We start from the raw sequence: 11,197 nt of genomic DNA, 5'->3' as shown, positions 1-11,197 counted from the left end.
GTAAAAAAAAAGGAGTCGATCGCGACTCCTTTTTTTATAGTGACATGCTTAAGCCTTCGGTGCAGTTGCGGCACATGTCGATTTCGGAGCGGGACCGGAAGACGGCTTCCCGAAAATGTTGGTACGCTTCACTTCGCCAGATTTCCTCGAACGACTGTGACCTGACAGAGCCAAGGGCATGCTCCGCATCTTTGTCGAAGCAGCACGGTACAACTTTTCCATCCCATGTGACGACACACGAGTGCCACATCTTCCAGCAACGGTTCTCCCAATCGTTCTTGATGCGATACTTCCCGTCGTTGCCCAGCCGGTAACGCGCGTATTGATCCTGAGTCGGTAAAAGGGACGAGCCGTTCTGATAGTCGTACAACTGCGCCGACTTCAACACGACCTGGTCTACTTCCAACTGATTGGCCAGGGCATGGACTTCCGGGATCTGGTGCTCGTTAGGGCGAACCACCAGAAACTGAAAAATCAGATGAGGGGTGCGCGAGTGCAACTTCTTTTTCCAGGCCACGATGCGCCGTGTTCCTTCCAATACCTTTTCCAGCTTTCCGCCAACGCGGTATTGCTGATAGGTTTCCTGCGTGGTCCCGTCAATGGAAATGATCAGGCGGTCCAGGCCCGACTGCACCGTTTGCCGGGCCAGCTCGTCCGTCAAGAAATGTCCGTTGGTAGAGGTCGCAGTGAAGATGTTCCGGTCGGCCGCATACCGCACGGTAGAGAGAAAGTTTGGATTGAGGTACGGCTCTCCCTGAAAGTAAAACAGCAGGTACCACAGCGTCGGATGGAGTTCGTCAATCACCTGCCGAAACAGCGATTCCGAGAGCATACCGGTCGGTCGGGTAAACGCACGTAGCCCACTCGGGCACTCGGGGCACCGCAAGTTGCACGACGTGGTCGGTTCAATCGACAGGCTGATGGGCAAGCCCTGATGGCGCGGCAGGCGGGTAAGGCGCGACCGGTGGTAACTCCCATACACCCGGGCAGCGTTCGCCAACCGGCGGGGCGTCAGCTTGGAAGCGAGGTTCCACTGGTCGCGCCACTGACTCATAATTCGATTTCTACCTGCGTCTGCAACAAATCTTCCATCGTTTCGCGGCGGCGAATCAGGTGCGCCTTGCCTTGGTAGACGAGCACCTCGGCGGGCCGGAACCGGGAATTGTAATTGGAACTCATGCTGAAGCCGTAGGCTCCGGCATTGCGCAATGCCAGAATATCGCCCTCGCGCACTTCGTTCATTTTCCGGTCAGCACCCAGCGTATCGGTCTCGCAAATGTTGCCGACCACCGTGTAGATCCGTTCTGTAGAGTTGAGGTTGGAAGCATTAAAAATGCCGTGGTACGCGTCGTACATCATGGGACGAATCAGGTGATTCATCCCGGAATCGACACCCACAAATACCGTTGCAGGGGTGGTCTTCACCACGTTGGCATGCACCAGCAAAAAGCCGGCTTCGCTCACCAGATACTTGCCCGGTTCGAACCAGATCTCCAGTTCGCGTCCGTATTCTTCGCAAAAGGCCTGGAAGGCTTTGCTCATCTTCTGCCCCAGCTCGTCGATGTTGGTCACCACATCGCCCTCTTTGTAAGCAACCTTGAAGCCACTCCCGAAGTCAAGAAACTCGAGCTGGTCAAAATTCTCAGCCGCTTCGAACACGAGTTCAGCGCCTTTCAGAAACACGTCAGCATTCAGAAAGTCGGAACCCGAATGGACGTGCAGGCCGATCACCCGCAGGTGCGTAGTCTCGACAATGCGCAGCAGATGGCGCATCTGCAAAATTGAGATGCCGAACTTGGAATCGATATGGCCCGTCGAGATTTTGGTGTGGCCGCCCGCCATGATGTGCGGATTCAGGCGAATGCAACACGGCACCGAATTGCCATACGTATTGCCGAATTGCTCCAGAATGGACAGGTTGTCGATGTTGATCATCACCCCCAACTTAACCGCTTCCTGAATTTCGGAGAAAGCGACGCAATTCGGGGTATACATAATTTCGGAAGCCTCGAAGCCTGCGCGAAGGCCCAGGTGCACCTCCTGAATGGAGACACAGTCCAGCTCGGCACCGGCCTGGCGGATCAGCCGTAGGATGCTCAGGTTGGTCAACGCCTTGGCGGCGTATTTGATCCGCAACTTCAGACCCCCGAAAGCCTTTTTGATGTTATCTACTTGCCCAACGATGGTGTCGGCATCGTAAACGTACGTAGGAGTACCGAACTCGCGTGCGATTTCGGGTAGAGGAACGCCCTGCAGACAATACTGTCTGTCGACTACTTCAAGCATAAGAGGATAGCGATAGCAAACGTGTGAATGGAAAAACGGAGAGAAACCCCTCAAAAATTGAGGCGGCAAAATTAGGAATAATAAATCTCAATAGTATATTTAAGCATCGACCTTTGCGGTTGTCTGGGAAGCCGTACCGTTGACGCATCACGGTCGTCCGCACTCTTTTCGGCAGCTCCAAAAGTGTATCTCCCCCACATGGTTAAGTAGTACAAATATAGGCTAAGATGATAGAAATCATACCGGCTCTTTCTGTGTCGAACGGCAAGTGTATCCGCCTGACACAGGGCGATTTTACCAACCCGACGGTCTACGATTACCCCCCGCTTCAAGTGGCAAAGGCCATTGAAGAACACGGGTTCCGGCGGTTGCAGTACCAGGACCTGGATGGCGCCATACAGGGGAAAGTAGTCAATACGTATGAGCTACGGATGATCGCCGCATACACCACGCTGAAAATCGATTTTAGTGGTGGAATCCGTACCGATGGCGACGTACACACGGCATTCGAGTACGGTGCCTATACCCTCACGTCCAACAGCGTGGCGGTAAACAACCCGGAGTTGTTCACTTCGTGGCTGACGTCGTACGGACGCAACAAGATCGTGCTGGCGGCCGACTGTTTCAGCAACGGGGCCGTGGCAACGCGCGGCTGGCAGAAGAAGACCGACACGGACGTGATTGACCACATCCAATACTATTACGACCGCAGCATTTTGCACGTGAAGTGTACGGACATCTCGCGCGACGGGGTGATGGAAGGACCGAATTTCGACCTCTACAAACGCATCCTGGACCACTTTCCCGACATTCGCCTGATGGCCAGCGGAGGGGTGCGGTCGCTGAAAGACATCGAAGAGTTGCAAAAAATTGGTTGCCATGGCGTCATTATCGGAAAAGCGCTCTATGAAGGGCGGGTAAAACTCGCCGAACTAGAAAAATTTGTTATGTCGCAGGCGTAACCAAAAATCAAAACCTTACCTCTGCTCCTACGTAGTAAAAGTACTCTACGATAAAGCGCAACTGTCTCTGTTCTGCACAACCCCGACAAGAGACAGACATCACACACACATTGCATGTCTAGATTAATTACGATATCAAACCGATTGCCCATTTCGCTGGTTCGCCGCGATGAACGTTATGAATACACCCCCAGTGCCGGTGGCTTAGCCACAGGGCTTAAATCCTTCCACGGGCAAAACGACAACCTCTGGATCGGCTGGCCCGGTATGGAGATCGGACAGGAAGAAGATCAACGCGAGATCACCGATCGGATGAAGAAGGACAAGATGCATCCGGTCTTCCTGACAGAAAGCGATATCGAAGATTTTTACGAGGGGTTCAGCAACAAAACCCTCTGGCCCCTTTTCCACTACTTCAATCTCTTTACAGACTACAGCCCCTATACCTGGGAGCGGTATGTGGAAGTGAACCAGAAATTTGCCGACGAGATTTTTAAAGTGGCTCGCCCGGACGACGTCTTTTGGGTGCACGATTACCAGCTGATGTTGTTGCCCGCACTGATCCGGGAACGGTTCCCGCACGCAACCATCGGCTTCTTCCTGCACATTCCTTTTCCTTCGTACGAGATGTTCCGGTCGCTGCCGTGGCGGCGCGAACTGCTTAATGGCATGCTGGGAGCCGACTTGATTGGTTTCCATACGTACGACTACGTACGGCATTTCCTGAGCGCGGTGAAGCGCATTCTGGATGTCGATCATTCCCTGGGACGCATTAAGCTGGGCGACCGCGTAATTGACGTGGATTCGTTCCCGATGGGCATTGATTACAAGAAGTTTGCGAATTCTATCCACAATCCGACCACGATTCGTGAGGTAGTGAAGTTCCGCAACAACTTCAACCACGAGAAGATCATTTTGTCTATCGACCGACTAGACTATTCAAAAGGCATATACCAGCGTTTAGAGGCGTACGATACGTTTCTGAGCGATCATCCCGAATACCAGAAGAAAGTCGCTCTGATCACGGTTGTGGTGCCTTCTCGGGGCAATGTGGATCAGTATCAGAAGCTGAAAGTACAACTCGACGAAGCCATCGGGCGCATCAACGGGAAATACAGCACTCCCGAATGGACTGCCATCCATTATTACTACCGGTCGCTGCCTTTCGAAACCCTGACCGCGCTTTACTATTGCGCCGACATTGCGCTCATCACGCCGTTCCGTGACGGAATGAACCTGATCGCCAAAGAATACGTGGCCACGAAAACCGACCAGCAAGGCGTGCTGATTCTGAGCGAAATGGCCGGCGCGGCAAAAGAATTGACCGAAGCGCTGTTCATCAATCCCAACGACATTCAAGGCATTTCCGATGCACTTCACGATGCCCTCAACATGCCTTCCGAAGAACAGCGGACGCGCATGCAGGAGATGCAGAGCAAAGTGGAGCGTTACGACGTGAAGAACTGGGCAGAGTTGTTCATCGACCGCATGTACGAAGCGCGTTCGCTCAACACCCGCCGTCGTGAAAAGCACTGGAACGAAGCTTTGCAGCAAGAACTGATCAAGAAATACAAAAAGACGCACCGGCGCCTGTTCCTGATCGGGTACGACGGCACGCTGGTGAAATTCACCGTCAATCCGCTTAGCACACGCTCTGACAACGAACTACGCACGCTGCTCAGCGAACTGGGCAAAGACCCCGACAACAAAGTGGTGGTCATCAGCGGACGCGACAAGAGTTTCCTGGAAGAGCAGTTGAAAGGATTGCCGGTCGACATGATTGCCGAGCACGGCGTATGGGGAAAACGCGGCGATGACTCGTGGCAGATCCTGAAACAGCCGCAGGAAGGCTGGAAGGACGACATCCGCAGCATTCTCGATTCGTTTGTAGACCGGACACCGGGCTCTTTCATTGAAGAGAAAGAATATTCGCTGGCGTGGCACTACCGGGTGGTAGACTCGGGATTGGGCGAGATGCGCGTGCACGAACTGACCGAACTTCTCTCTCACCGGGTGGCGGCGCTGAACCTACAGGTGATCGAAGGCAAAAAAGTTATCGAAATTAAAACGTCGGGTATTAGCAAAGGCACGGCCGCCAAAGAGTGGCTCGATTCCGACAACTGGGATCTGGTACTGGCCATCGGTGATGATTACACCGATGAGGACGTGTTCCGTGAGACCAATGCCGAAGCGTATACCTTGCGTGTAGGCTATCAGGATTCCATTGCGCGTTTTCACATCGATTCGGTAGAGGACGTACGCAAATTGCTGCGCGCGCTGAACCTCGCCTCTAACGTCGAAAGCCATCAGAACGGCGTCCACAAAACGACTACGGCCTAAGTATCTATAAGCTAAGCTTAAAAGAAACGTCCCCCTTTTACCGACGCAGTGTCAGTAAAAGGGGGACGCTTTTGCATTCGGCCGGTGTTACAGGAACAGCGGCTTGTCGATGCGGGCGGCAATCCGGTTCACGGCATTCATCAGCCCTACGTGGCTGTAGGTCTGCGGGAAATTTCCCCACTGCGAACCTGACGTCGCTTCAACGTCTTCGCTGAGCAGACCCAGGTGATTGGTAAACTTCAACAGGCTTTCGAAGTACCGAACTGCGTCGTCGATGCGACCGATGCAAGCCAGCGCATCGACGTACCAGAAAGCACATACCAAGAACGTAGTTTCCGGTTTGCCGAAGTCGTCCTGATGCAGGTAGCGATAGAAGAGTCCCTCAGGCGTTTTAAGGGCCTTCTCGAGCGTTTCTACGTGTCGGATGGCGCGCTCCGAGTGATTGTCCAGATACCCCATCGGAATCATCTGTAACAGGCTGGCATCCATATTGTTCGTCTCGATCGCCTGCGCATATGCTCCCATCTCGGGGCGGTAGCATTTTTCGATCTGTTGGGCCGACATCCGCACCAGCCGCGAGGCCAGGCTTTCCATCTCTTCGTGCTTCAACAAACGGGCGATTTTCAGCGCGGCAGAGCTCCCGGCCCAGTGGAAGAGGAAGGTGTAACAGTGGCGTTGGCTGAAATTCCGGAATTCCCAGAGGCCCGCATCCGGCTCGTCCATCGTGCGCTCAATAAAGCGCAGCAGGCGCATGATCAGGTTCGGCATGGTATTCCGCTCGGGGCCTACCAGCCGCTGGTCAACGTAAAGCGGCAGGAGCGACACCAGAATCTGTCCGTAGACGTCGTTTTGAATGTGCTCTTTAGCCTGGTTACCGATCCGCACGGGCCGGTTGCCTTCGTAGCCGGATAAAGCCAGCTCGCGTTCCGGAAAGTTACCGTCGCCCAGAATCGAGTACACGGGACTGTAGCGCCCCGTATCGCTGAACGCAATGTTTTGAATGTAGCCTGCGTACCGTTCCAACTCTTCAAAGTGACCGATGTCGTTAAGAGCTTTGAGTGTGTAGTAACTGTCGCGCATCCAGCAATAGCGGTAGTCCCACGTACGGCCCGATCCGGGCGCTTCCGGCAGACTGGTAGTCGCCGAGGCAATGATGGCCCCCGTGTCCTCGTACTGGTGGATTTTGAGAATCAGCGCCGAGCGAATCATCTCTTCCTGCCAATACGGTTTGATCTGGCACCGCCGGACCCACTCGCGCCAGTGGTGGATGGTCTTGCGCAGGAAATCCTCCGAAGTCGTGACCAGAGGCGCTTCCATCGGGATGCCCCACGTCAATACGAGGTATTTAGGTTCAGTCAGCAGGAAATCACGCTGGTCTTTGACGTAATTCAGCGGAATGTTGGTGGTCAGGCGCACGTCCTTCTCCAGGTTGGTAAACTGCAGGTGGTTGCTGCCCATGTTCACCTGGGGCACCAGCTCCCCGTACTCCCCTACCGGCCGACACGACACGCTGATCTGCGGCTGGCCGTCGAGCGGCTCGATTTTCCGGATCATCATCAGCGGCTTGTAGTACCGCTCGTTCTGGTGAAAACGCGGTGCAAAGTCCGTTACGCGGAATCGTCCGGAAGCCGTATCGAACTCGGTACACAATACGTTGGTATTCTGGAGGTAGTACTGTCGCGTCTGGTACTGATCGCTGTTGGGGCGGACCCGGAACTCCCCCCCTTTTTGCTTGTCTAACAGCGCTCCGAATACGAAGCTGCTGTCGAACGAAGGCCAGCACATCCACGCAACGTTGGCGTGGTCGTCGATATGGGCCAGAAATGCGCAGTTGCCTATGACACCCAGGTTGTAGGTGTGCTTGTTTTTCATAAAAGTTATTTCGATGGCGAGCAATCAGGAAGCTGACAGGGGCCTCCGCATCGTATGATGTTGCGCAAAAGAAGGGTTTACTCCCAGCAATAGCAAATTAAAAGCATGGCTTCGCCGCATTTTATGAAGCCGTAGTCGCTGAAAATATGGCATTTAGAACCGAATTACGCTGCCTGTCCCCCTACGCGGGGGCATCTTATATCGAATACGCCACCCAAAAAGCCGTGGACCATGTTTATGACAGCATGGTTGTTTTTCCCTGGTGGGTCAAGAAAGTACGGCGCGATCTGGCAGGAAACGCCCTTCGGCTGTGCAGCACCGTCGGGCATCCGTGGGGGCATCAGCGAACTGAAGTCAAGCTGCGGGAAGCCGAGGTCGCCTTACGCGACGGAGCCACCGAACTGGAAGTGACGCTGAACCTGATGGCACTGCGCGACCAGCAGGCGGGTTGGGTAAAACCCGAGCTTGCCCGCCTCTCGCAAGGGCTGCACGACCGTGAAGCGTTCATGACCGTAGCGCTGGATCACAAACAAATGACTTCTGAGGAAATCGAATTGGCCCTGGCCCTCTGTGTCGCTACGGGCGTAGACCGCGTGACCACTTTCCAGGCATTCACCACCGCCGAGGAAGTCACGGCGTGGTTGCATAGCCTCCGGCAACAGGCGGGTGAAGCGCTGGACCTGAAATTGAACGTGACTCCGAGGTTATTTGAGCAACGCGCCTCACTCCTGGTTGCGGACAGCACGATTACCTTCTGTCTGGACGATGCTACGGATGCCACCGACCACCGGTAACGCAGGTTCTGCTTTGGCCTGAGTAGGACCAAGCGGCAACGGCTGTACTCGCTTGGCCTCGATGACGACCGAATCGATCGCTATGTCGATCGGTTCCGGAATGATGGTCGGGCACTGGTACTGTTTTTTGATTTCCGCCTCAGGCTTGTTGAACTTCCCGAAGGCATAGCCCAAGCTGTCGTCGTCGTACACCTGCTCCAGGAACTCTCCGACCAGGGGCAGCGCTGTTTTACCACCTTCGCCCAGGGACGAGGTCCGGAAGTGCACAGAACGGTCTTCTGCGCCGACCCAGGTGCCTGCAATCAGGTCTTTGGTGACGCTGATGAACCACCCATCCGAGTAGTTCGACGACGTGCCGGTTTTGCCACCAATCTGGTTACCGCGGTGAACGTCGTACGCCCACAGCCCTTGTGCGGTCCCTTCGGGCTCTTCCAACGTGCCGCGCAGCATGTACGTCATCAGGTAAGCCGTCTCTTCACTGATCGCCCGGCGGCGTGGGGCCACAAACTCGTGAATCAGGTTGCCGTGGCGGTCTTCGATGCGCGCCAACAGAATCGGCTGGGTCCATACTCCCCCGTTGACAAAGGTGCCGTAAGCCCCTACCATTTCGTACACGGAGACATCGCTGGAGCCCAACCCAATGGAAGGCACTTCTTCGAGCGGACTGTCAATGCCCATCCGGCGGGCGTAATCGGCCACCGTGTCCCACCCGATTTTCTCGGTAAGCTGGGCCGTAATGCTGTTCACCGACTTGGCCATGGCCCACCGCAGCGACATGGAACGACCCGAGAACACCCAGTCGGCATTGCGCGGGGACCACGCTTTTTTCTCACCATTTTCCAGATAGCGTACCGTAACGGGCTGGTCTACAAACCGATCGCAGGGCGAATAGCCTTCTTCCAACGCGGCGGCGTACACAAACGGTTTAAACGTAGAACCGGGTTGGCGCTTGGCCTGCTGCACGTGATCGTACTGAAAATGCCCGTAATCAATGCCACCGACCCACGCTTTGATGTGTCCGTTGTAAGGGTCCATCGCCATAAAGCCCGTATGCAGCAATTTCTTGTAGTAGCGAAGCGAGTCCAGGGTACTCAGGGTCGTATCAACTTCGCCGTTCCAGGTGAAGATACGCATGGGATGGGGCTCGTTCATGGCGCGCCAGATTGCCACCGAATCGCCTTTTAACGACTCAGCGAGATACTTGTACGTTTTGGTGCGCTGCGCGGCCTGTTCGATGAAATTAGGAATCTCTCGCTTGCGACCATCGATCCAGGGATTTTGCCCGCGCCAGTGTTCGTTGAATACACCTTGCAACTGCGACATGCGTTTTTTGACGGCCGCTTCGGCATGGGCCTGAACGCGCGAATCGAGCGTCGTGTAAATCATCAGGCCGTCGGTATACAAATCGTAGCCGTTTTCTTCGCACCATGCCTCCAGGTTCTGTTGCAACGCATGGCGGTAATAGCCCGAAGGCCCATCGGCCACGCGTTCCAGCGTGGGTTCGACCACCAGCGGAAGCGCTTGCAACGAGTCGGCCTCCGCAGCCGAGAGGTAACCGTATTTGGCCATTTGCGCCAGTACCACGTTACGTCGCTCTCGTGAGCGGTCGGGGTGAATCAGCGGATTGTAGGTTGTGGTGGCTTTCAGAAGACCGACCAGAGTGGCGGCCTCTTCTACAGTCAGGCTGTCGAGCGATTTGCTGAAATAAGTCTTAGCGGCGGTTTTCACCCCGTACGCCTCACTGCCGAAGGCCACCGTGTTCAGGTACATCGTGAGGATCTCTTCTTTCGTATAGGCCCGCTCAATCTTGACTGACAAGATCCACTCTTTAAGTTTGTAGATCAGGGTGCCGAGTCCGCTTACGCTGGACAGGTAACCTTGCTCCTCTTCGCCACGGGTGCGGTACAGGTTTTTGGTAAGCTGCTGCGTGATGGTGCTGCCGCCCCGGTTTTTTCCTTTCAGGCTATAGTACACCACACTGCCCAACGCCTCCGGATCGATGCCCGAATGTTCGCGGTAGCGGATGTCTTCGGTCGCCAGCAATGCTTCGATCAGGTGCGGAGGCAGATCGCTGAACTCGACCGGACTGCGGTTTTCCCGAAAATATTTCCCCAAGAGCTGTCCGTCGGACGTGAAGACGTAAGACGGCACCGCGATTTTGGGGTTTTCCAGCTTGGCCATGCCCGGCATTGGACCAAACAGGTGCAAGGCGTTGATTTCGATGGCCCACAGGAAAACCAGGGGCAAGACCAGCGCTACGGCGGCGCTAACCCACAGAATACGAATCGATTTCCGCTGGAAAGTATGTTGAAAGTAAGCAGCCACTCGTTTCGCAAGAGCATCTGCCTGGGATAAAATCAGTTGCATATAGCTTATTTCGCCTCAAAACTCCTTTGTGTAAGTTTTGTAACGTGATTTACTAGTTACTTTGGCTTGTACGATTTTTGGGTGGGCAGGATACAGGTGCTTATCCAGGCAGGCGGTGGTACTAGCGCGGATGGGCACAACGGTGGGAAGAAGTTAGCTTGAAACCCGTTTGGTAACGAAAACGTGCCCACCCGGATTATTTTTTATATAAAATTTTTTACCTTCTTTTATCCTTGTTTTCAACGGTCAGTAAGTCAAGGGATTACCCTTCTGTGGCGACCTGCAGAGTTCCCTCACCGTGGTGCCGCGGTCCCTGGCTTTTCACAAACGATTTTTCGCCATCAACCTACCGCGTTTTTCCTGAACTACCCGTCGTTCTTGAAAGGAGATACTTTCGGCAGCTTGCTTCCGTTAGTACTAGAAGCTGTGGAGTGCTCTCAAAAAATTACAACTTCGGGAGCGCAGTGCCGAAAACCCCGAGGAGGACGCGACCGCGGCCTTTCGGATGCTCCGACAGTTGCATGTTGCAGCGCTTTCTAATGTGTATTCAGGACACATCCTATTTGAAAACCTGAT

The 11,197-nt window shown here is 54.5% G+C and carries 7 protein-coding genes; 3 read left to right on the top strand and 4 right to left on the bottom strand.

Going from position 1 to position 11,197, the window contains the following annotated elements; genetic code table 11:
• Nucleotides 1–34: 34 nt before the first annotated feature.
• Both BLR44_RS10240 and lysA read right to left on the bottom strand, forming a co-directional pair.
• The gene (locus BLR44_RS10240) at nt 35–1,054 is read right to left on the bottom strand and encodes a radical SAM/SPASM domain-containing protein (RefSeq protein WP_089681605.1); all 1,020 of its coding nucleotides are present in this window, start codon (nt 1,052–1,054) and stop codon (nt 35–37) included.
• The gene (gene lysA, locus BLR44_RS10235; protein WP_089681604.1) at nt 1,051–2,286 is read right to left on the bottom strand and encodes a diaminopimelate decarboxylase; all 1,236 of its coding nucleotides are present in this window, start codon (nt 2,284–2,286) and stop codon (nt 1,051–1,053) included. Before lysA ends, BLR44_RS10240 begins: the two co-directional genes overlap by 4 nt.
• Nucleotides 2,287–2,513: 227 nt before the next feature.
• Between lysA and BLR44_RS10230 the strand changes: the two genes are divergently transcribed.
• Nucleotides 2,514–3,248: a 1-(5-phosphoribosyl)-5-[(5-phosphoribosylamino)methylideneamino]imidazole-4-carboxamide isomerase gene (locus tag BLR44_RS10230; protein ID WP_089681603.1), complete on the top strand. Its 735-nt coding sequence runs from the start codon at nt 2,514–2,516 to the stop codon at nt 3,246–3,248.
• 114 nt (nt 3,249–3,362) lie between these two features.
• Nucleotides 3,363–5,588, top strand: coding sequence for a bifunctional alpha,alpha-trehalose-phosphate synthase (UDP-forming)/trehalose-phosphatase (locus BLR44_RS10225; protein ID WP_089681602.1), 2,226 nt, complete (start codon nt 3,363–3,365; stop codon nt 5,586–5,588).
• Nucleotides 5,589–5,675: 87 nt separating this feature from the next.
• Here the strand turns inward: BLR44_RS10225 and BLR44_RS10220 are convergent, their stop codons facing one another.
• Nucleotides 5,676–7,460, bottom strand: a complete 1,785-nt coding sequence (locus BLR44_RS10220; RefSeq protein ID WP_089681601.1) for a glycoside hydrolase family 15 protein — start codon at nt 7,458–7,460, stop codon at nt 5,676–5,678.
• Between the two features lie 146 nt (nt 7,461–7,606).
• Between BLR44_RS10220 and BLR44_RS10215 the strand changes: the two genes are divergently transcribed.
• Nucleotides 7,607–8,254 carry a hypothetical protein gene (locus tag BLR44_RS10215; RefSeq protein ID WP_176955976.1) on the top strand — a complete coding sequence of 216 codons (648 nt, stop codon included), beginning with the start codon at nt 7,607–7,609 and terminating at the stop codon, nt 8,252–8,254.
• On the opposite strand, the gene BLR44_RS10210 is transcribed toward BLR44_RS10215, so the two are convergent.
• Entirely contained in the window at nt 8,183–10,579 is a 2,397-nt protein-coding gene (locus tag BLR44_RS10210) for a penicillin-binding protein 1A (protein ID WP_245706026.1), read from the bottom strand. The two genes, BLR44_RS10215 and BLR44_RS10210, sit on opposite strands and share 72 nt — an antisense overlap.
• Between the last annotated feature and the right edge of the window lie 618 nt (nt 10,580–11,197).

This window comes from Catalinimonas alkaloidigena (assembly GCF_900100765.1).
Taxonomy (GTDB): Bacteria; Bacteroidota; Bacteroidia; order Cytophagales; family Flexibacteraceae; genus Mooreia; species Mooreia alkaloidigena.
The sequence above is the reverse complement of the archived record's forward strand: the minus strand, read 5'-3'. Positions and strand labels throughout refer to the sequence as shown.

Excerpts from the sequence above, each read along its gene's own strand:
- BLR44_RS10240 (WP_089681605.1), bottom strand. The coding sequence starts at position 1,054 with ATGAGTCAGTGGCGCGACCAGTGGAACCTCGCTTCCAAGCTGACGCCC.
- lysA (WP_089681604.1), bottom strand. The coding sequence starts at position 2,286 with ATGCTTGAAGTAGTCGACAGACAGTATTGTCTGCAGGGCGTTCCTCTA.
- BLR44_RS10230 (WP_089681603.1), top strand. The coding sequence starts at position 2,514 with ATGATAGAAATCATACCGGCTCTTTCTGTGTCGAACGGCAAGTGTATC.
- BLR44_RS10225 (WP_089681602.1), top strand. The coding sequence starts at position 3,363 with ATGTCTAGATTAATTACGATATCAAACCGATTGCCCATTTCGCTGGTT.
- BLR44_RS10220 (WP_089681601.1), bottom strand. The coding sequence starts at position 7,460 with ATGAAAAACAAGCACACCTACAACCTGGGTGTCATAGGCAACTGCGCA.
- BLR44_RS10215 (WP_176955976.1), top strand. The coding sequence starts at position 7,607 with ATGGCATTTAGAACCGAATTACGCTGCCTGTCCCCCTACGCGGGGGCA.